Origin of the sequence: Mucilaginibacter psychrotolerans, from assembly GCF_004519315.1 — a bacterium.
GTDB classification, from domain to species: Bacteria; Bacteroidota; Bacteroidia; order Sphingobacteriales; family Sphingobacteriaceae; genus Mucilaginibacter; species Mucilaginibacter psychrotolerans.
The window spans coordinates 154,192-175,893 of record NZ_SOZE01000003.1; the positions used below are offsets into that span (position 1 = coordinate 154,192).

14 protein-coding genes are annotated in these 21,702 nt (G+C 45.7%); 2 read left to right on the forward strand and 12 right to left on the reverse strand.

Annotation, left to right across the window (positions count from 1 at the left end):
• Window positions 1–70 precede the first annotated feature (70 nt).
• The 3 genes from E2R66_RS04670 to E2R66_RS04680 are packed head-to-tail and all read right to left on the reverse strand — an operon-like array spanning window position 71 to window position 2,549.
• On the reverse strand, window positions 71–910 hold the full coding sequence (locus tag E2R66_RS04670) for a maleylpyruvate isomerase N-terminal domain-containing protein (protein WP_133227158.1): 840 nt from the start codon (window positions 908–910) through the stop codon (window positions 71–73).
• Window positions 911–917: 7 nt separating this feature from the next.
• Entirely contained in the window at window positions 918–2,099 is a 1,182-nt protein-coding gene (locus E2R66_RS04675; RefSeq protein ID WP_133227160.1) for a trans-sulfuration enzyme family protein, read from the reverse strand.
• 21 nt (window positions 2,100–2,120) lie between these two features.
• Entirely contained in the window at window positions 2,121–2,549 is a 429-nt protein-coding gene (locus E2R66_RS04680; protein ID WP_133227162.1) for an OsmC family protein, read from the reverse strand.
• A gap of 237 nt (window positions 2,550–2,786) precedes the next feature.
• Here E2R66_RS04680 and E2R66_RS04685 point away from each other — a divergent pair, with 237 nt between their 5' ends.
• Window positions 2,787–3,263, forward strand: coding sequence for a hypothetical protein (locus E2R66_RS04685; protein WP_133227164.1), 477 nt, complete (start codon window positions 2,787–2,789; stop codon window positions 3,261–3,263).
• A 189-nt stretch (window positions 3,264–3,452) separates the two neighbouring features.
• Here E2R66_RS04685 and E2R66_RS04690 read toward each other — a convergent pair whose 3' ends face one another.
• From E2R66_RS04690 to E2R66_RS04725, 8 genes are all read right to left on the reverse strand, one after another.
• Window positions 3,453–3,881 (reverse strand): DUF1801 domain-containing protein, encoded by a 429-nt coding sequence (locus E2R66_RS04690; RefSeq protein WP_133227166.1) that lies wholly within the window; start codon window positions 3,879–3,881, stop codon window positions 3,453–3,455.
• 83 nt (window positions 3,882–3,964) lie between these two features.
• Entirely contained in the window at window positions 3,965–4,435 is a 471-nt protein-coding gene (locus tag E2R66_RS04695; protein ID WP_133227168.1) for a hypothetical protein, read from the reverse strand.
• Between the two features lie 298 nt (window positions 4,436–4,733).
• Entirely contained in the window at window positions 4,734–5,579 is an 846-nt protein-coding gene (locus tag E2R66_RS04700) for a hypothetical protein (RefSeq protein ID WP_240049232.1), read from the reverse strand.
• Between the two features lie 191 nt (window positions 5,580–5,770).
• On the reverse strand, window positions 5,771–8,137 hold the full coding sequence (locus tag E2R66_RS04705) for an ABC transporter permease (RefSeq protein ID WP_133227170.1): 2,367 nt from the start codon (window positions 8,135–8,137) through the stop codon (window positions 5,771–5,773).
• Window positions 8,138–8,340: 203 nt separating this feature from the next.
• Window positions 8,341–10,815, reverse strand: a complete 2,475-nt coding sequence (locus E2R66_RS04710; RefSeq protein WP_133227172.1) for an ABC transporter permease — start codon at window positions 10,813–10,815, stop codon at window positions 8,341–8,343.
• Window positions 10,816–10,944: 129 nt separating this feature from the next.
• Window positions 10,945–13,314 (reverse strand): ABC transporter permease, encoded by a 2,370-nt coding sequence (locus tag E2R66_RS04715; protein ID WP_133227174.1) that lies wholly within the window; start codon window positions 13,312–13,314, stop codon window positions 10,945–10,947.
• Between the two features lie 321 nt (window positions 13,315–13,635).
• The gene (locus tag E2R66_RS04720; protein ID WP_133227176.1) at window positions 13,636–16,059 is read right to left on the reverse strand and encodes an ABC transporter permease; all 2,424 of its coding nucleotides are present in this window, start codon (window positions 16,057–16,059) and stop codon (window positions 13,636–13,638) included.
• Between the two features lie 177 nt (window positions 16,060–16,236).
• Window positions 16,237–18,654, reverse strand: a complete 2,418-nt coding sequence (locus E2R66_RS04725) for an ABC transporter permease (protein WP_133227178.1) — start codon at window positions 18,652–18,654, stop codon at window positions 16,237–16,239.
• 232 nt (window positions 18,655–18,886) lie between these two features.
• Here E2R66_RS04725 and E2R66_RS04730 point away from each other — a divergent pair, with 232 nt between their 5' ends.
• Window positions 18,887–19,102, forward strand: coding sequence for a hypothetical protein (locus E2R66_RS04730; protein WP_133227180.1), 216 nt, complete (start codon window positions 18,887–18,889; stop codon window positions 19,100–19,102).
• An 87-nt stretch (window positions 19,103–19,189) separates the two neighbouring features.
• Here the strand turns inward: E2R66_RS04730 and E2R66_RS04735 are convergent, their stop codons facing one another.
• Window positions 19,190–21,559: an ABC transporter permease gene (locus E2R66_RS04735; RefSeq protein ID WP_133227182.1), complete on the reverse strand. Its 2,370-nt coding sequence runs from the start codon at window positions 21,557–21,559 to the stop codon at window positions 19,190–19,192.
• Window positions 21,560–21,702: the final 143 nt, after the last annotated feature.

Sequence of the window (21,702 nt, forward strand, 5' to 3'; positions counted from 1 at the left end):
TAGGGGAATTACTAAAATTACTGAGAATTTAAATCCCGATATGCACCGGCCAAACGCTGTGCAACGGTTATCAAGCCATTACCGCCAGCATCCGGAACAAGGGCACTGCAAGCTCTGTATCACCTTTGATAATTGTAACTGCGTGGGCAGCATCCGGCGTTATGGCTTTGGTAAAAAGCTTCCACGCGGTATCCGGGGCGAGTATAACGGATGCCTGGGTTTGATAAACTTGCAAATCTTGCCTCAGCACCCATTTGTCGGTAAGGCGCATTAAATACCATTCGCCGCCTGCATCGCCGGTAACGGTAATCTTAAGCACCGTACCTTCGTCAGCAAAGGTATTGCGGTAGGTATGCGGCAAGGCATACATAAAAGTGGCTACAGCCGGGTAAAAAAGTTCTTTGGTCATCAAGCCCGATCTGCCAACCGCATCACGTATCTGCTGCTGATGGTGCCATTTTTCGGTGTATTCGCGTGCGATGTGGAACCAGTTGAGCGAGGTGTCCTCCCCTGCCCAGGCAACCGAATACATGGCCGACGCAAAGGGCGGTAGCGTGTGCAGGTATTGGATGTATTGTTTACCTGTATTTTCCAGCTGCGCTATTAACAACTCCGGGCTTACCCTTTTCATGGCCTTCACCCAAGCGGCGTTCAGCTCGTTTAAGTAAGCAACTAAATCCTGGTACGTGTCTATTTGCGGAGGAGGCTCGTTGTTTTGGTAACCGTTTAAAGCGGCAATGGCGCGTACATTACCATCAAGCAGGTGTGCGGCAACATCTTTCACGTTCCATAAACTGGCAACGGTAGGCATGTGCCATTCTTCGGGAGATAAAGAGGCAAGCAATTCTAACAACAATTTATCCAGCACCGGGAACAGATGCAAGGTTTGTATTGGAATTGCTTGCTCCATAGTTAATTTAAGCCAGGCTTTTTTCTAAAGCCTGCACAATGTCGTTTATAACGTCTTCGGCTTTTTCCAAACCGGCAGATATGCGTATTAGTCCCGGCGTAATTCCTACCGAAGCACGTTCCGCATCGGTTAGTTTACTATGCGTAGTGCTTGCCGGATGCGATGCAATGCTACGGCTATCGCCCAGGTTGGCCGTCATCGAAAGCAGTTCAAGTGAATTTAAAAACCTACGACCGGCTTCCACACCACCTTTTATTTCGAAGCATAATACGCCGCCACCTGCTTTCATTTGCTTTTTGGCAATTTCGTACTGCGGGTGACCTTCTAAAAACGGATACTTAACCCAGCTAACGTTGGGGTTGCTTTGCAGCGTTTTGGCAATCTTAAGAGCGTTTGCGCAGTGGCGTTCCATGCGTACATCCAGGGTTTCCAAACTCTTGCTCAATACCCAGGCATTAAACGGCGACATGGCCGGTCCTGTATTGCGGCAAAACATATAAATTTCTTTAATCAAGTCTTTACGGCCAACAATTACGCCGCCAAGTACCCTACCCTGTCCGTCTATCCATTTGGTGGCGGAATGTACAATGATATCCGCACCAAAATCAACGGGGCGTTGCAGTAATGGCGTTGCAAAGCAATTATCTACATTGAAAATTAGCTTGTGTTTTTTTGTAAACTGACCGGCCCACTCCAGGTCTATTACCTCTAATTGAGGATTGGTAGGTGTTTCCAGATACAGCATTTTGGTATTTGGCTGCACGGCTGCCTCCCAGGCTTCCTTATCATTTGCCGGTACGAGCGTGCAGGTGATGCCATACCTTGGCAGGTATTTATTTACGATGGTAAAGGTGCTGCCGAAAACGGAGCTGCAGCACAGCAGGTGGTCGCCGCTTTGCAGTAAGCCCATAAAGGTACTAAATATAGCGCTCATGCCCGTTGACGTTGCAAAGCCATCGTCGCAACCTTCCAGGGCGCACATCTTGGCCACAAATTCGTCAACCGTTGGGTTGCTAAAACGGCTGTAAATATTTTCATCGTTCTCGTCAGCAAACGCAGCGCGCATCGTTTCAGCCTCGCTGAAAGTAAAACTGCTGGTTAAATATAACGGCGATGAATGCTCGTTCTGTAATGTTTTTGGGGCGCGTATGCGTATGGCCCTGGTTATCGGGTCTAGTTCTTGTGACATTATCGTAGTAAAGAATATGAATTATTTAGCAGGGTGTACAAACACTTGCCATTTGATATCGGCATCGGCCTTATAAAGTGTTGCGGCTACCGAACAGTATTTGCCAAGCGACAGTTCAACGGCTTTATTGGCCTTTTCTTCATCAACCTCGCCGTATAAATGAAATTCTAAATTGATGGTTTGCCAAAGCGATGGTTCTTTGCCGGCTTCGCGTTCTCCGCTAATCACCATCTCATAATCCACAACATTCTGGCGCTGCTTGCGCAGGATGGCAATTACGTCTATGGCTGAGCATCCGCCCAGTCCCATCAGCAACATTTGCATCGGGCGTACGCCAAAGTTTTCGCCACCGCTTTCGGGGCTGCTGTCCATCCGCACGGTGTGGCCATATTCGTCATGGGCCTCAAAACCGTATTCGCCGCTTATGCGGGCTAATTTTATAGTAGGCATGGTGTTAAAATAATTTTGCTAAGGTAATAATGATATGACACGAATACTATTGATGTGGTGTTTTTATGCAGGAATTACATTTGCTTGATGGATTGAGTGAACACGAATTGAACGAATTAAGAACAAATTTATACCAAGCGCTCGCCTATTGGTAATTTTACTGTGATAAATAGAGTTTGTAGTTTTAATTCGTGACATTCGTTTGAATTAGAAAAATTCGTGTTCATTCAATACATCATGAAGAAATTTTTCATATCGGCGGTAGCCTTGTTTTTTTGTTTTACGTGCTTTGCCCAAAGCAACCTGGTATCGTACGATGACCTTAGCTACCTGCTGCATAACAACATCAACAGGGCAGATACCTTTTTCACATCCAAAGGCTACACGCTCGCCGAAAAAAACCTTAAGAAAAACACACGTAAATACACCCTGGCTATCCCGGGCGGTACTTACAGTAATGTAAGTTTGCGCGTAGATGGCAGGCGATTGTTCATTGAAATAGAAACCAACGAACTGCAGCAGTACAACCTGATATACAACTCCATAGCCGACTACCTCAACAAAACTACCAGCACAGCCGACATACAAGCATACACCGTAAAAGACTTGGGAAGTATTTATGTAATGGTGAATGATGCCGTGCCGTATAACCCGCTGCGCAGGGTGTATGATATACAGATCGTATCTGACAAGGCCATAACGGCGTATAATTAGCGCCGATATTGAAATTTGGTAAACTCCAGGGCAAAACTATATTGTATCAAGTCTTTACTAATCATTCATCAAATTAACCTTTTATTGAGCCGGGCTGTAGCCTGTTTCAAGCTTGCCGAGGGTAATTTTAAGCAACGCAACTACCGTTTAATCTATAAAGCCTGCTCGGATAAAAGGAAAAAGTAGACGTCAATTTTCCAGCAAACTAAGCCATTCACTGATGATTTGCTGCAGTGTACTCTTTTTTGCCACCACATCTTCCAGGTTATAGAAATTGGCAAGGCGGCGGCCGTCGGCATAGTCGCCCTCCAAAAAGCCGCTGGTATCATTAACTTTTGCCCCACTTGGAAACACCAACCGGATGCAGTCTTTTCTAAAGAAGTTGGATACGATGATATACCGCTTGTATTCCTTGGGGTTAAATGGGGGCATATCACCTATGTAAAGAAAGCTTGGCGCGTTCCATTTCACATGTTCGCCTACACGGCTATCTGCAGCCAGTATCACCTGGCGAAGCGACTGTAAAACATCTTTAAGCGGATGGTCCAGCGTTCGCATCAGGGCATCAACGCCGGGCGTATCAGCCAGTACATCGGTTTTAGGTTTGGCGCTTTTCATATAAAAGGCTAATGTATTTATTATCAGCTTTTAATCAAAGATGTAAGTGGGTCAGATTTCAAAACTCCAAACTTAATAAAGTACTAATTAGAGACTGCCCTTGTATAATTTACCTGGGTAGGCATCGGCGCATCTGCGGGGTACGTGGTGTAATTGATAGTGAGTTGATTATTATTTACCTTATAAGTAGCGTATTCGAAAAGTTTTTGGGTCGAAGGCGTAACCACCGCGGTACCGGCATCCTCCTGTGCCGACATGGTACTGATATGGGTAATTAAGCTATCGCGCTTTACAGAAAACGTTCCCTTGTAGATTGTGATGTTTCCCGCATATACTCCGCCGGCCCCGTTAGGACGTGGAGAACTGATGAACATGGCAGTAAAATTTCCATCCGCCGCGAAGGATACACTGCGGCTATAACCTGCCGGGTTTGCGGGTTCGTTCCAGGTACCTATAAGGTTGGCCGGCGTACTCCCGGATTTCTTACAGGAACTCATAACCAGTACGACCACGACCAGCAGCAGGCAATAACGAATAACGACGGTTGGTTTCATAGCATTGTTTTTATTTATTACGCAAACGCAGCCCATTTCGCAACAGGGTATTTTATTTTGCAGTAATTATTTATCGCGCCACTGGTTTCTGAATCGATTAATGCAGCGGGTTTGCTTCGCGACAGTGGCTCAGACCTGAAATGAGTTTATACTATCGCGTGAAAATTCGGATAAAGGTTTACGTGACAATTGCAGAAACGCTCTAAGAAAGCATCATCGCAACCATGCAAATAAGTATTTTGCACACCTACGATGATACTTCAAACCGTTACTTTTGGGCGACCAACGGCCCGCTACCTTAAATTTTAATCTGGTAATTATAGGCCGTGCCTTTGTTTTTATAGGCTATGCTGAAACTATCACCGGTAAAGTACGCCAGTTGGAATTTTGTAATGTTCTTTTCGCCCTGCAATTGGGCTTCTATATACACGATGCCGTTTTCGTTGGTAATGCTAAATATCTGGAATGTTTTATTAACTACATCCTGAGAAACATCGGTATCGCTGGCCCAAAGTTTATACTGCATAGTGGTTACGAAGTCCTTTTTGGTGCCGATTGCTTTCTGGAAGGCATCAAAATCGGGCAGGATGTTAGAGTACGCAATGCCGGTAAGGTTGGTTTCGGCAGTAGAGCTACCGCCATACTCGCCACCGAATTTGTTGCCCTCGGTACGTTGGTTGGCCAGGTAAACGATATTTCCACCGAAAATAGCTGCCATTATCTTCAGTTTTTTGAAAGCGCGCTCTTTTACGCGCTCCTGATTAGAAAATACGGTGGTTCCTTTGGCTTTCGAGTTTACCTCGCCCAATTTATATAGGCCCCTAACCTCGCCTTCAACGGAAGTAACGGTTACTTTGTCGTAGTCCATCACGCCGGCCAGTGCTTTGTAGGAAGTCGCCTCGGCAAAAACCTGCACTCGGCCGCTTTTGAATACAATTTTCTGAATGGTATTCTTATAAACGGTATTGATCAAATCCTCGCCCGGATAGGTGTATTTCACCGCATCTGGGGTGATCTCTTTTACCGAGCAGGCCAGTTTCTGGTTGTTAAGGTACAAGGTATCGGTTTGGGCCGAGCAATAAGCTATTGCTGTGAAAAGGAATAAAAGCGTTAAGTAAGTAATTTTAGGTAAGATGTTTTTCATGATTGATGATAAATTTCAGGATAAAAATATGTAAAAAGCCGTGCGGCAAATACGCCCCAAAAATCTTTTAACACATTGATCATATAAGCACCCGAATAGTTACATCGATAAGAAAAAAAAATACGTTTTTTATAATGGCAGAGCAAAAAACGCCGGTCAATTCACCATCAACTACGAACCTTTAACTAACCCTACTCGCTCCGCAAAGCCTTTACGGGGTTTGCTAAAGCCGCTTTTATCGATTGATAGCTTACTACAGCTAAGCAGATAACCATGCTAAGCACCAGTGTTGCTACGAACACCCAAACACTGATGCTTGCGTGATAAGTATATTTTGAGAGCCATCGGCTAATGTTATACCAACTTATAAGTGAGCCGATAATAGATGATATCAACACCAACACCACAAACTCCTGCGACAGCTTCAACCAAAGCGCACCGGTGCCAGCTCCCAATACTTTGCGGATGCTGATCTCCTTACGCCTGCGCTCGGCAGAGAACGCGGCGAGCCCGAATAAACCAAGTGCCGATAACATGATAGCCAAACAGGTAAACAATACCGCCATAGTACCCAAAAGCTTCTCATTGCGGAATTTAATGCTGAAGCTTTCGTCGGTAAACTTATATTCAAAGGGGTACGAGGGATTATATTTTTTGTATACGCGTTGCAAAATCGCTAAGCTTCGCGATACAGGCATAGTTGGATTTAGCCGCAAGCCTATACTGGTTGCCCAGCCCTTCATAAAACCAATAATAACAGGCTTAACAGGTTCATAAGGCGATGCCAGCACAAAGTTTTTAACCACGCCTATAACCGTGCGTTTACCGCCCATCCATGTTATTTGCTGCCCTATCGGCTCTTTTAAACGCATCAGCTTTACTGCCGCCTGGTTCAGTATAACAGCCGTCGAATCTGCTGGGCGGTCTGTTGCAAAATCGCGACCTTCCAGTAAATTCAGTTGATAAGTATCGATAAAGTGATAAGTAGCGGCAAGGCAATCGATAGAGATGCTGCTCTCGCCGGGTAATTGCCCGGGCCAGGTATTATTCCAGGTAGCGCCGGTTACATTAGTTATAGGGTCTGATATCAACGCAGCATCCGTAATTGCGCCTGATGCAAGCGCGTCGCGGCGAAAGAGGTCGAACTGGTCGTACATCCTGCCATCAGCCGCTATTTCAACCATACCATCGCGTTTGTACCCAACAGGGCGATTTTTTATGAAACCTATTTGCCGGTAAACAAAAGTGCTGAAGATAATTAAGCAGGTTGCAAAGGTAAACTGTATTACCACCAGCACCCGCCGCGGGTTGATAGTAGAGCCTGTACTTATCGTTTGCCCTTTCAATACTTTAACCGGGTTGAAAGAGGAAAGGAACAGCGCCGGATAACAGCCCGCTACAACGCCAGTAATAACAGTAGCCGCCAAAGCAATACACCAGGCTATGGGATTAGTGTATGGCAGGTCCAAATTAATGTTGATCAGATTGTTGAAAACAGGCAGCAATGCTATAATTAATACGAGCGAAAGCAGGAATGCCACAAAAGCCATCAATAATGATTCGCCCATAAATTGCTTTATCAGCGCACCGCGCCTTGCACCTATCGCTTTACGAATGCCTACTTCTCTAGCCCTCCGTTCTGACCGGGCGGTTGAGAGATTCATGAAATTGATACAGGCAATCAGCAATATCCCTATGGCCAGGAAAAGGAAAAGCCGCACATACTCAATACTGCCGCCGGTATTTACACCGTTTTTAAATTCACCATATAAATGCAGCTTGGTAAACGGGAATATAAAAAGTTTTACCTCTTCATCCTTAGGAAAGTGCTGCCCTATCAGGTTCCTGATTTTTGCATTTACTACATCAGGTGATACGCCGGGCCTTAACCGCACATAGGTAAAATAAGCGTAATTGTCCCAGCCCTCTCCTTTTAACCAAGGGTTTTGGCTTAAAAATGCTTCCCATGGGATAATGGCCTTAAAGGTAAAGCTGGAATTTTGTGGGTTATCCTTAATAACCGCACTTACTTTCATCGGGAACTGATTTTCATATTGTACCATCTCTCCTACCGGGTTGCGGTTGCCAAATACTGCAAGCGCGGTAGCCTCTGACAGGATGATTCCGGCAGGGTCGGCAAGCGCGGTTTGCCTATCGCCCCAAACAAATTGAAAGGTAAATAGATCGAACAAAGCCGGGTCGGCCGCAATGGTATTTGCTTTTAAGCCTTTATCCTTGAAACTAATCAGCGCATCCTTAGATTCGTTGATACGAGCTACGTTCTCCACCTCGGGGAAATCGTTCTTCAAAACGCCCGCGAGCAATTGTTGTGTAAATGTTTTTGTTCTTATTTCGCCGTTAGATGGCTGATTTTTAAACACCTGGTAAAGGCGCTCACCATTGGCGTGGAACTTATCAAAATTGTATTCGTTATAAACATACAGCAGCAGCATAAAGCTAACCGCCATACCCATGGCAAGGCCGCCTACATTGATGATGAAGGAAGTTTTATTGTTAGCAATACCGCGCCAGGCTATCTTTAAGTAACTCTTTATCATAGGCTTTTGTAATCAGCTACAATATCAGCACTATGAAGATGTTTTCCTAAGCATTTAACATTAGTTAACGGTTTGGCAGGCACCGATTTCACCGATTGACTCAGATTTAACCTATTTTTTAGGCCAGACTCGATGGCCCATAGTCCACAGCAGCTGCACTTTCCCTGCTAATATAGACTATGGACTATCGACTATGGACTTCTTCACTCGCTCCTCAAACTCCTTACCGGGTTAGCTATGGCAGCCTTAATAGTTTGGAAGCTCAACGTAAACAACGCCGCTACCAGCATTCCACCGCCGCTAAGGGCAAATATCCACCAACTGATGGTGGTACGGTCGGCAAAATCCTCCATCCATTTCTGCATGGCATAGTAAGCCAAAGGCGTTACCAGCACGAATGCCAAAACGATGAGCCAGATCAGTTCGGTTGACAGCAAAGTAACTATTTGCGCAACCGACGCGCCCAGCACTTTACGTACGCCAATTTCTTTAGTGCGCTGGGTGGTGGTATAAATAGCCAAACCAAGCAGACCAAGGCAGCTGATGAAAATAGATAAGCCTGTTGCCCAGGTAAGCAATTGCGAAGTGTGCTGCTCGGCGGTATAAAACTTGGCGATGTTATCATCGAAAAAATTGTACTCAAAATCGTCCTCGGGGTAAACTTCCTTCCAAATACTTTCGAAGCTGGCAATGGCAGTTTTCCACTCGGTACCGCCGGCAGTTTGTGGTTTTAACGCTATGTGGAAGGTACGGTTGTTCCACTTATTACTTTTTGGCTGTAAAATGGCAATTGGTTTGATAGGGGCATGTAACGATTTCTGGTAGAAATCTGCCACTACCCCAATGATCGTTTTCTGTTTGCCATTATATCCTAACTGCTTGCCAATAGCATCATTTGGGTTACGGAACCCCAAAATTCTGGCGTAAGTGTTATTGATGATGATATTGCCTGCACCTACCGTATCCGTTGGCCTAAGGTTGCGCCCTGCTAACAGTTTTATCTTGTAAACGTTCAGGTAGTTCTCGTCGGCAAACTTCTGCTGCAGATCGGTTTTAATCTCTTTTTTTCCATCCTTATAAGTAACGGTGGTGGAGTTTGTACTGCCCGATGATGGAGGAGCGCCGCCAATACTCATCAATTCAATCTGCGGGATGCTGCGTATCTTATTCATGAATACCTGCTGTTTATCGGTATTGATGCTTTTAAACGGCGTGCTGATGTTTACGATGGCATCCTTTTTAAAGCCAAGGTCTTTATGCAAAGCGTAGTATATCTGCTTACTTACCAACAGGGTAGCCATGATAAAAAACTGGGCTATAACAAACTGCGTAACCGTTAAGGATTTGCGCAGCCAGGCATTACGCGATTTGCTGCTATTGGTTGCCGACTGGTTTTTAAGCACCGTAACCGGTTTATAGCCCGATAAAACAAGCGCGGGGTAAAAGCCTGATAGACCGCTCACCAACAGCGTAAGTAGTATCAAAAACACCACCAGATCGGGCTGAGCAAGTATATTTACAGTGATCCCTTCCGGCACAAAATCGGCAAAAAGTTTCAGTATAACCGGTGCCAGGCCAACCGAAATAATAACAGCGAAAAACGTTATCAAAAACGTTTCGCTTAAAAACTGCATAATCAGCTGGCCGCGCCTGCTGCCCATGGTTTTGCGGATACCTATTTCTTTAGCGCGTTGCGAGGCCTGCGCAGTAGTGAGGTTAATAAAGTTGATGCAGCCTAATATCAGCAGGAAGGCAGCGATAACCAACAAGCCATATAATGTTGTTTTGCTGGCGGTGCGTACGCCATCAAAACCTCCGTACACCTGGTCGAAATGGATATCGCTGATGGGTTGCAGGTGCAAGCCTTGTGTGTTACCCCTATCTTCGGGCTTGGGTGGGTTATGCTTAGTGAGCATGGCGTTCAGTTGCTTTTCTATTACGGCAGGCGACGCTGTTGGTAAAAGTTTGATGAACAGCTGCGATGCCGAATTGGTGTTACCCCATTCCGCCGTTTCGAAATTGCCTTTGATGTAGTGGTCGGTGGTGCCGGTAATAAATGATATATAATCGTGCGCTTTAAAATCGGTGTTTTGTGTAAACGGTTCTATGATACCGGTTACTGTTGTTTTTAGCGAATCGTCGTAAATAACCTGCTTGCCCAGCATATTCGCATACTGCAGCTTAGGGAAGTATATTTTGGCTTGTTTTGTTGTAAGCACCACCGTATTAGGCTCTTTGAGCGCATTTTTTTTATTGCCCGCCAGCCATGTATGATCAAATAGCTCGAAATAATGCTCATCGGCAAATATAACACCGCCCTGTTTCTTGAATTTACTATCGGTGTTAGAGCCGTTTGGCACCTGTACGTTTACCTCCCAATAAAGATAAAACGGAGCTACCTGCTCGATACCGGTGGCTTCTGTGTTAAGGGCCGGAGCGAGGGCCATGGTTACCCCGCCATTATGCCCAACCTCTCCCGAAAAGGAATAATCGGTGGTAACGCGGTATATCCGGTCGCTATCTTTATGAAATTTATCAAAGGTAAAATCAAAATGCACGATTAGGTATATCACCAGTGCTGCGCTGATACCTATTGATAAGCCTACAATGTTGATGAAGGTAAACAGCTTATGCCTGCGGAACCCCCTTAATGCGATTTTGAAATAGTTTTTGAACATGATTACACCGATTATTTATTGATTACACTGATTATTTTGTCACCGATCTAAGATTCAGCCCCCTCTAAATCTCCCCCGGATGGGGAGACTTTTTTGAAGCCCTCCCTTCCGGGGAGGGTTGGGTGGGGCCTATTCGCTCCTCAAATTCTTTACCGGATTGGTTACCGCTGCCTTGATAGCTTGCCAGCTTACAGTTACTAACGTTACCGCAAGGCTAATGAAGATGGTTGCCGCAAAAACCCATACACTCATGCCTGTGCGGTAGGTGTAGTTTTGCAGCCATTGCCCCATAAAATACACGCTGAATGCCGCGCCCACCACAAAACCTATGGCTACCAGCACCACAAATTCTTTAGATAAATTGAACCACAAGTTGCGGGTTGAAGCGCCCAATACCTTGCGGATACCGATTTCCTTGCGGCGCTGTTCGGCAGAGAATGATGCCAGCCCGAACAGGCCGAGGCAGGATATGACGATGGCCAACACCGTGAACGAGTTGGTAAGTTTGCCCAGCAATTGTTCGTTGCTGAATTTCTCGTCGTACAGTTCATCCACAAATTTGTAATCGAAGGGATACTCGGCATTGTACTTTTTGTAAACCGTTTCCAGTTTGGCTAAAGCGTTGGATACCGACATGTTTTTATTGAGCCTTAAGCTGGCGGTGCCCGCCCAACCCTTCATAAAACCGATGATCGCCGGTTTTATGGGTTCGGACGCTCTGCCCCAGATAAAATCTTTCACTACGCCTACTACCGTGCGGTTAGCACCCTGCCAAAAAACGATGGTGCCTAAAGGTTCTTTAAGGCGCATGAGTTTCACTGCCGATTCGTTTAGCATAATGGCGGTTGAATCTGAAGGGCGACCGATGTCGAAATCGCGGCCTTCTAATACCTTTACATCGAATGTTTTGGTAAAATGATAAGTGGTAACCATTTGGCTGATGGGGAGTTTCTCCTCGCCCGGTAATTGCCCGGGCCATTTGATTCCCCATGACGAGCCACCGTCGGTGGTAATGGTGTTTGATGTGCTGGATGCCTCGGTAACCGCGCCAGATGCTATGGCATCGTTACGGAAGCTCTCGAACTGGTCGTATATTTTGCCAACCTGCGAAATCTCAACCAAGCCATCCTTGTTATACCCTGTAGGGAGATTTTTGATGTAGTTAAGCTGTTTGTAGATAAGTATGGTAGACAGGATAAGCCCTGTGGCAAAAACAAATTGTAGCGTAACCAGCACCTGCCGAGGCCTTAGCGTTGCCTTGCCCGCATTGTTGATGCCTTTAAGCACCTTCACAGGCCGGAAGGATGACAGGAACAGGGAAGGATAGCTTCCGGATATGATACCGGTTATCAGCGTTACGCCAAGCCCGGCAATCCAGAAGTAACTGAGGCCGTATGGGATAGACAGATTCTTATGCGTCATCCCGTTGAAGAAACCGATAGACACATGCATAATCAGCAACGCCACCATAAAAGAGATAAATGACATCAACAGCGACTCGCCCATAAACTGCCAAACGAGCGAAACGCGGCTTGCCCCTACCACTTTGCGCACCCCAACCTCGCGGGCACGATTCTCCGACCGTGCAGTAGACAAGTTCATGAAATTGATACACGCAATAAGTAATATGCCTATGGCCAGTACCAGGAACAACCTCACATAGGCGATTTGCCCCCCGACGCTCACGCCATTTTTGAACTCACCGTACAGGTGCCCGCGCGAGAATTGCGATAATATCAATTTGTTCTCTTTGTCTTCGGGGTTGTATTTATGGATCAGGCCCGCCAGTTTTGCATTAAGACGCGGCATGTTTGCGCCTTCTTTAACCAGCACATAAGTCCGCAACGAGAAATTTCCCCAGTTAGTATTGGTTTTCATCCATGGCGAATCAGCCTCCAACATCGCCCACGAGCCTAGTGCCTGAAATTTTCGCGAGGAATTGGGCGGAAGATCCTTGATAACACCGGTAACGGTAACGCTGCGGGAATTGTCTATTTTAACGGTCTTGCCCATCGGGTCCTCGTTCCCGAAAATGGTTTTCGCACCTTTCTCGGTCAATACGATTGATGAAAGTTCTTTAAATGCGGTATTTTTATTGCCACGTACAAATTCATAGCTGAAGATATCCAGTATTGATGGATCGGCAGATAGCATAGGGATATTGATCGATTTTTCACCATACTTAAAAAGATGATCGTCGTGCCAGTTGGTGCGGGCAGCTTGCTCTATTTCGGGTAAATCGTTCAGCATAGCTCCTGCCACTGGCGACGATATCGAACCGCTGGTTTGTATCTCACCATCGGCAGGTTGGTTGCGCAAAACCGAGTATATGCGGTCATCATTCGGGTAGAACTTATCAAACGTAAATTCATTGTAAACATATAGCAGCAGCATAAAACTTACGGCCATACCCAGGCCCAAACCGCCGATATTGATAAGGCTATATAGCTTGTTTTTAAATAGATTGCGAAAAGCAATTTTTAAGTAATTCCTGATCATAAGGTGTAAATTCTAAAATCGAAAGCCTAAATTCTAAAATTGAAGTATTAAATCCAGACGTTTACTTTAAATCCAGTACCAAACTTTTAAATAGCTGATTATCAATTCTATATTCGAGTTAATCAACCTGTACACTGTACGTATGTGTAACAGCTATTGTACGGATATGATACAGTTATTTTGGTGAATGGTGAGTAGAGGGCAGTCAATGGTTTTACAAAACACAAAAAGTGATGAGGAGGCCAAATCCACTCACCACTTTCTTATAAGGTTTACTATTAACTATTCAACCGCTCACCATTCTCCACTCACTACTCACCATCATTCATTCTTCAAACTCGTAACCGGGTTTGCCAGCGCGGCTTTTATAGATTGGAAACTGATAGTGATGAATGCGATAAGTACCGCGCTGCCGCCGGCCAGAGCAATTACCCACCATTTTATACCATCCTGATAGGCAAATCCCTTAAGCCACAAATGCATTAGGTACCAGGCAAATGGGGATGCGATCACAATAGCTATAAACACCAATTTGATGAAATCTTTAGATAACATGCTTACGATAATACCTACGTTGGCACCCAGCACCTTGCGGATTCCTATCTCTTTAGTACGCTGCTCTGCTGCGTAAGCAGCAAGCCCGAAAAGACCCAAACAGGCAATCAGTATGGCAATGGATGTAAGCGCGATAGAAATGGTGCCCATCCGCTGCTCGGTGCGGTAAGCGTTCTCGAAATCATCGTCCATATACGAGTAATTAAACTGCTGGTTTGGCGAAAACGTCTTCCATTTTTCTTTTATTTGCGCCAATATAGTCGCTGCGCTGGCCGGCTTAACGCTCACGCTAAGGGCACCGGTATTTTGGTTGAGCAGGAAGGCCAGCGGCGAGATATTCTCGCGCAGCGAGCTGAAATTAAAATCCCTTATGAAACCTACTACATGCAGCTTCTTCAGATGCTTGGCCATGTTATCCGTCGGCATATACAGCTCCTGGTCCAATGCATTTTTATAACCCAGTATCTTTACGGCAGCTTCGTTCAGTATCACCGCCGAAGAGTCCGTTTTCATCTCTGCCGAAAAGTTGCGTCCGTATTTCAGCTTCATTCCCAAGGTGTTGATGTAATCTTCATCAATCTCCCAAACACCGGTAGAAACTGCGTGTTTGGTATCCAGCGTAGGCGATTGGAACATGGTGGTATTATTGCGCCATCCTCCTGTAGGGGTAAAACCGGTAAGTGTTGCATTTTTTACGCCTGGCATGCGCTTTATTTCTTCTTTAAACACCCTAGCTTGTTTATCCAGCACATCAGTATTATACACCATAAGCACTTGTTCGCGGTTATAACCTAAATCTTTAGACTGTATATAATTTAGTTGATGATAAATAACGAGCGTGCCGATAATCAGGAATATAGAAATACCGAATTGAAACACGACCAAAAAGCTACGCAGGCGGCTACCCTTAAACCCGGTAGACAGCTTACCTTTCAAAACATCTACAGGCTGGAAAGCCGACAAGAAAAACGCCGGGTAAGAACCTGCGAGGCAACCGATAACAACAACTACCAGCAATAATGCTGGCAATAACCAAACAAAGGTTTGCAGGGTAAAGGTCAATTGCTTGTCGGCCATTTGATTGAATACCGGCAAAAGCAGCCAGGCGCCAGCAAGGGCTATTAAGGTAGCGGCAAACGTAACCAAAACCGATTCTGAAAGAAACTGCGCAATAAGCGAACTCCGCGCCGAACCCAGTACCTTACGCACCCCTACCTCGCGGGCGCGGTTTGATGAGCGGGCGGTAGAAAGATTCATGAAGTTTACGCAGGCTATCAGCAAAATAAAAATAGCGACGGCCGAAAATATATAAACAAACTGGATGTTGCCGTTAGCTCCCATCTCGTCCTGCACATTAGAACGCAGGTGTATATCCCTCAGGGCAATTAATTTAAGCTTAAAGTAATTGCCATCCTTTTCAAAATCCTTATAACTCATGTGCACGGCAGGTGCCAGCTGCCCGCCTACGTATTTCTCTACAAAGGCCGGGAATTTGGCCTCAATGGCCTGCGGGTCTGCACCGTCTTTTAACAAAAGATAGGTAGTAAAATTATTGCTCAACCAGGCGTTTTCCTTGCTTTCGTCCAACCCACTCATCGCCAGGAAAAAATCGAAGTTGAAGTGCGATTGACGTGGTATATCTTTAATTACACCTGTCACCTTGTAAGGGATGGTGTCATTAAACATCAACGTTTTGCCCACCACATCCGTCGAGTTAAAATACTTTTTGGCTATCGTTTCGTTTATCACTACGCTGCGGGGTTCAACAAGCGCCGTTTTGGAGTCACCTTGAATCATTGGCAGGGTAAACACATTGAAGGTGGTGGAATCGGCATAGGTCATGCGGTCTTCTTGCACGTTCTGTCCGTCTTTTTTTACCTTATTGCCTCCGCGGCCCCTAAAACGCACAACGCCCGCTACCTCGGGGAAATCATTCAGCATGGTTTGGGCCAGCGGTGCCGGCGATACGGCATACTGGCTTGTTTTGCCACCGAATTTGATATCATTGTTTACGCGATATATCCTGGCGGCTTTGGTGTTATAAGTGTCATAGCCCGCTTCGTCGATGACGTAAAACACAATAAGCATGCAAACGCAAAGCCCCAGGGCAAGCCCCAATATATTGATGGCGGTGAAGCCCTTGTTCTTCATCAGGCTCCTGAAAGCCGTTTTAACGTAGTTTTTAAACATGATAATTTTATTACACCGATTTTAAATTGATTTCACCGATTACACTGATTCTTTGTATTTGATCCTTGTTGTCTCAGTCTCAAATCTTATAAACAATACAACCATCAAACCATTTACCCCTATCGCGGCAATCGAAATAAATGGCACCCATTTATGACTACATTTTCACAACCCAGGTTACTCGTTTTTTAAACTTTTTACCGGGTTGGCCAAAGCAGCTTTTACCGACTGGAAACTCACCGTTGCAAATGCTACCACTATGGCTATCAGGCCCGCCAGGGCAAACACCCACCACGATATATCTATACGGTAAGCAAAATCCTGCAGCCATTTATGCATGGCGTACCAGGTTACAGGTACCGATAGCACTATGGCAATACCTACCAGCTTTAAAAACTCTGCCGATAGCATGCCTGTTATAGTGCCCGATGACGCGCCCAACACCTTGCGTATGCCGATTTCTTTTACCCTCTGCCTTATGCTGAAGGCTGCCAGGCCGAATAAACCGAGGCTGGCAATAATTACTGCTATAATAGCAAAAGAGGTAAATATTTGGCCCGTGCGCTGCTCCGAACCATAAAGCGCAGCGTATTGCTCATCTAAAAAAGAGTAGCTGAAAGGCGCAGTTGCGCGATATTGATCCCACTGCTTCTTAATATCTATTAAAACACCGGATACATCTGCGGAGTGTACTTTTACTGCCATCAGCATATTGCTGCGGCCGGGGATAAACATCAGCGGTCCGATTTTTTCTTTGGCCGATTTGTAGTGAAAGTCTTTTACCACGCCCACTACTTTAAACTCACGCTGGCCCGATCGTACGATGGTTTTACCTATCGGATCGGTATTGGCCCAGCCCAGATCGCGCACCAACGCCTCGTTGACCACCACTGCCGATGAATCTGCCGGCTCTGTTGACGAAAAGTTGCGCCCTAAAGCCATTTTTATGCCAAGCGTGGTGAGATAACTATCTTCTACGTGGTAGATGTTGGTGTGTATTTCTTTGTGTTCCTGTTTATCGCTAAATTCTTTGGCGTATATCTGGGTGCCATCCATATTGCTGCTGCCGGGCACGCTGCCGGTTATGGTGGCATGGGTAACGCGTGGGTCGCGCAGCAATTGTTGTTTAAAAGCATCTATATTATTGCCGAGCGCGTATGCGTCGTTTATAACCAAAACCTGCTCTTTATCGTAACCGAGCTTAATATTCTGCATGTAGCCCAGTTGGCGGTACACCACCAAAGTAGCGATGATGAGCGAAGTGGAAATAAAAAACTGAAACACTACCAAACCGCTGCGCAGGAAATTACGCTTAGTCGGCCCCGCAGAGGTATTACCTTTTAAAACACTCAAAACCTTGAATGACGAAAGGAAGAACGCGGGATAGATACCAGCCAACACGCCAACAAACAGCACCAGCAAAATCTCCGCAGCAATTGATGTTTTGCTGAGAAATAAATCGATCTGGAATTGCTTGCCCGCCAGGTTATTGAAATATGGCAGGGCGAAGTACACCAGCGCAAGGCCTATGGCCATTGCCATAGCGGTAATCACCATCGATTCGGTTAGGAACTGAGAAACCAACGAGCTTTTTAACGAACCCAACACCTTGCGGATGCCCACCTCTTTGGCACGCTTTACCGAATTGGCGGTTGAAAGATTCATGAAATTGATGCAGGCCAGCAATAATATGAAAGCCGCAAGCGCGCTGAAAATATACACGTACTGGATATCGCCGTTTGGTTCTATCTCGAACTTGGTAGCCGAATGGAGGTGTATATCGGTAAGCGGCATTAAAAAGAAGCGAAATGTGTTTACCGATTTTTGCGCCTCGGCGAGGCTGACACCCATATCGTGCTGAATTTCGGGCGCAGCATATTTTAGGGTTAAAGCAGGGAACTGCGCTTCTATTTTTTTAGGGTCGGCGCCATCGTTCAGCAAAAGATAGGTGTATGAGCTGATATTGCTCCATGTTTCGCGTTTTGCGGGATAAGTAGACTTGCTTATAAAAGCATCAAAATGAAAATGCGAATTGGCTGGAATAGCATCTATAACGCCGGTAACTTTTAAATCGCGCTCGCCTTGCAGGGTGATGGTTTTTCCAATCGCTTGCTCGCCGCCAAAGTATTTCTTTGCAACCTGGCTGGTAATAACCACGCTGTTAGGCTCTATCAATGCATTGTGGTCATCGCCCTGTATCAGCGGGAGCGAAAACATCGCAAGAAAGTTGGAGTCGGCGACGCTAAAATGCTCTTCCTTAAAAAGCTTTTCATTGTACTTTACATAAACCGATCCTCTACCGCTGATGCGGGCAGAGGCCAGTACGCCAGCCACGTTGTTTTTTATGCCCTGCCCTACAGCTTCATCTACCAGCGCAAAATCGGTTACGCCGCCATTTTCGGTTAGATGCAGGCCAACCCGGTAAATGTTTTTTGCCTTGGTGGGATAGGTATCGTAGGTAACTTCCTGGTAAATGTATGCGCTGATGAGCATACAGCAAGCCAGGCCAACAGCCAGGCCGAATATATTAATGAAAGAGAAAACCTTGTTTTTGGTAAGGCTTCTCCAGGCGATGGTCAAATAATTCTTTATCATACTGCGGGTAAATGCTAAATCTAAGGCCTAAATCCTAAAAAGGATACCAAATAGATAAATAATTGAATATCAATTTGCTATAAAGAAAGTCACATTGGTGTGGTGTTCGCCTGCGTAACAGTGGTTGTTCGGAAATGATACAGTAAAACGCAAGAAGCCATTTAGGTAGCAATGTCTCACTTCTTTGTTTGTTTGGTTGATTATAAGTAAATTCGTAATAAAATAGGATGATATGGAAATTGTGATAGATCTTGATAAGATAAAGGATGCCACCAAAAAAGAATGGCTGATCAACTCCCTAAAATTAATGCATATCGGGTTCGATACACAAGAAAAACGCCAGACTATTGAAGAGTACAATGAAGACCTGGAACTTGGAGATGCCGAAATAAAGCGTGGAGAATTTTTAACGGTAGATCAATTAAGGGCAAAAGCTGATAAATGGTAAGGTATCGTTGGCTATCCTTCTGGCAATAAAAAAAGGTTAGTCCAACTAAGAACTAACCTCGGATTAAATAATCTCTAACCTCTTCCCCTACTCGCTCCTCAAGCTCTTCACCGGGTTGGCCAATGCCGCTTTTACCGCCTGATAACTTACGGTTGTAAGGGCTATAATTACGGTTATCAGCGCAGCTGCGGCAAACATCCACCAGCTTAGGGTAATGCGGGTTTCGTAATTCTGTAGCCACTTGCCCATGCCCCATATAGACACCGGTGTTGCCACGGCTATGGCTACGGCAACCAGTATCAAAAAGTCTTTTGATAGCAATGTGGTAAGGTTGAACACCGTTGCGCCCAGTACCTTGCGCACGCCTATTTCTTTAACTCTTTGTTCGGCGGCATAAGCAGCAAGACCAAATAAGCCAAGACATGAAATAACGATGGCCAGACCGCCGAAAAGATTTGCCAGCGTTGCCATCAGCTTTTCGTTTTGGAACTTCAGCTCGAAATCGCTATCCACGAAATTGATAGTTGGCGGAAAAAAGGGGTTTACCGTCTTCAGCGATTTGGTTATGGCATCTATATTGGCAGTAATGCTATGGGCCGGGTTCAGGCGCAAACCAATCACCACACCATTTTTACCGGTGTATTGGGTGATCATGGGCCGGGTTTTTTCATAGGGCGAACCCCAAACAAAATCTTTATAAACGCCTACTACAGTCAGAGGCCTGTCGCCATATTTGATCTGCATGCCTACCGGGTTTTTCGCGTCGATCAGTTTGGCGGCGCTTTCGTTGATCATTACGGTGCTACCCGCTGTATCAGCTGCATTGCCTTCAGAAAATTCGCGGCCCTGCAACAGCTTTACGCCTGCGGTTTTGGTAAAATCGTCGCCGGCCTGAAAAATATCGAATAGTATTTGCTGGTCGTCGCGTTTGCCGGGCCAGCTGATGCCCCAGGTATTACTGCCCGATTCGGTGATGCTTTGCGAGAACATGGTAGCGTTGGTTGCCGCCCCGCTACTCTTCAGGTCGTTGATGAAAACCTGCGCGTTCTTTTGCAGGTCACCTTCTATGGGAATTTCCACGAGGTTATTCTTCTCGAAACCGACCGCGTTGCTTTGTACATACTTTATCTGCCTGTAGATGACAATAGTGGCCGTTATAAGGAATACGGCCAAAGAAAACTGCAGCACCACCAGTATCTTACGCAAGGGTAATGCCGATGTGCCGCCTTTAAATACACCCTTCAGCACCTTGATGGGTTCGAAAGAAGAAAGGTAAAAGGCCGGGTAACTGCCCGCAATAACCCCGCTTAATATGCCAGTGCCGATGATGAAAAGCCAGGCGTAGCCTTCTTTGTAAGGCAACGCGAGTTTTATCCCCAGCAAATCGTTGAAATATGGCAGGCTGAGGATTACGATGACAACCGCAGCCACGGTAGATAGCATCGACAGTATAACCGACTCAGTAATAAACTGGCTGATGAGCGCCCCCCTTCCCGAGCCGATAGCCTTGCGGATGCCTACTTCTTTTGCCCGCTCTTCCGACCGTGCGGTAGAAAGGTTCATGAAGTTTACGCATGCAATGAGCAATATGCAAATTGCCAGAGTGACAAACAGGTGTATCTGGCTGATCATACCACCTACGTTTTTACCATCTTCGAATTTAGAGTATAGGTGCAACTTGGCGAACGGGTACAAAAATAGTACATTCTTGTTGCCATCATTATGGCGGCCCACCATCCCTTTCATAATGCTATTGGCGTGAGTCAAGCCTTCCGGACTTTTCAGTTGCACCACCGTACGCGCGTAATTACTGCCCCATCCCGAATTTTTTGCCCATGGGTTGGCATCTTCGAACATCGCCCAGGGCATTACAAATTCAAACTGGAACGTGGCGTTGGAGGCTACATCTTCTATAACGCCGGTAACCGTTAAAGGCAACTGGTTGTTGCGCTTCACTATTTTGTTCATCGGATCTTCCTTGCCGAACAGCGTGGTGGCCAGCGATTGCGTTATCACAATGGAATTGGGCGTTGTAAGTGCCCTCGCAGGGCTCCCCTCGATGAATTTATAGGAGAAAATATTAAAGAAGCCATTATCAGCAAAAAGGCCCTTCTTTTTAAAATTGTTATCTTTATAACTCAGCAAACCCTCGGCGGTGTAACTGATTACCCTCACCGAGCGTTGCACCTCAGGTATTTCTGCCTTGATAGCTGCCGCTGCCTGGCCCGGCGTTGCGGCAAAGGTATAGGTCTTGCCGTCGCCGGGCTGATTATTTTCCACCATGTATATGTTCTCTATATTCTTGAATTGCTTATCGTAATTGAGGTGGTAAACCACATAAAGTACCAGCAGCAAACAACTTGCTATGCCCAGTGCTAACCCACCGGCATTTAAAAATGAAAAGCCCTTGTGCTTTACAATGCTTCTCCACGCAATTTTGAGATAATTTTTAAACATATAAGTCTGAATAAGGGTTTCAGGACAAGTCAAATCAGAATTGACAGAATTTTAGAATTGACAGAATTCTACGCCACGGGAAGTTAGAAATTAACCACCAACAAGCCTTTTATTCTGAAAATCTTAAAATTCTGTAAATTCTG

Excerpts from the sequence above, each read along its gene's own strand:
- E2R66_RS04720 (WP_133227176.1), bottom strand. The coding sequence starts at position 16,059 with ATGTTTAAAAACTACGTTAAAACGGCTTTCAGGAGCCTGATGAAGAAC.
- E2R66_RS04700 (WP_240049232.1), bottom strand. The coding sequence starts at position 5,579 with ATGAAAAACATCTTACCTAAAATTACTTACTTAACGCTTTTATTCCTT.
- E2R66_RS04705 (WP_133227170.1), bottom strand. The coding sequence starts at position 8,137 with ATGATAAAGAGTTACTTAAAGATAGCCTGGCGCGGTATTGCTAACAAT.
- E2R66_RS04730 (WP_133227180.1), top strand. The coding sequence starts at position 18,887 with ATGGAAATTGTGATAGATCTTGATAAGATAAAGGATGCCACCAAAAAA.
- E2R66_RS04695 (WP_133227168.1), bottom strand. The coding sequence starts at position 4,435 with ATGAAACCAACCGTCGTTATTCGTTATTGCCTGCTGCTGGTCGTGGTC.
- E2R66_RS04735 (WP_133227182.1), bottom strand. The coding sequence starts at position 21,559 with ATGTTTAAAAATTATCTCAAAATTGCGTGGAGAAGCATTGTAAAGCAC.
- E2R66_RS04680 (WP_133227162.1), bottom strand. The coding sequence starts at position 2,549 with ATGCCTACTATAAAATTAGCCCGCATAAGCGGCGAATACGGTTTTGAG.
- E2R66_RS04670 (WP_133227158.1), bottom strand. The coding sequence starts at position 910 with ATGGAGCAAGCAATTCCAATACAAACCTTGCATCTGTTCCCGGTGCTG.
- E2R66_RS04710 (WP_133227172.1), bottom strand. The coding sequence starts at position 10,815 with ATGTTCAAAAACTATTTCAAAATCGCATTAAGGGGGTTCCGCAGGCAT.
- E2R66_RS04685 (WP_133227164.1), top strand. The coding sequence starts at position 2,787 with ATGAAGAAATTTTTCATATCGGCGGTAGCCTTGTTTTTTTGTTTTACG.
- E2R66_RS04675 (WP_133227160.1), bottom strand. The coding sequence starts at position 2,099 with ATGTCACAAGAACTAGACCCGATAACCAGGGCCATACGCATACGCGCC.
- E2R66_RS04690 (WP_133227166.1), bottom strand. The coding sequence starts at position 3,881 with ATGAAAAGCGCCAAACCTAAAACCGATGTACTGGCTGATACGCCCGGC.
- E2R66_RS04725 (WP_133227178.1), bottom strand. The coding sequence starts at position 18,654 with ATGATAAAGAATTATTTGACCATCGCCTGGAGAAGCCTTACCAAAAAC.
- E2R66_RS04715 (WP_133227174.1), bottom strand. The coding sequence starts at position 13,314 with ATGATCAGGAATTACTTAAAAATTGCTTTTCGCAATCTATTTAAAAAC.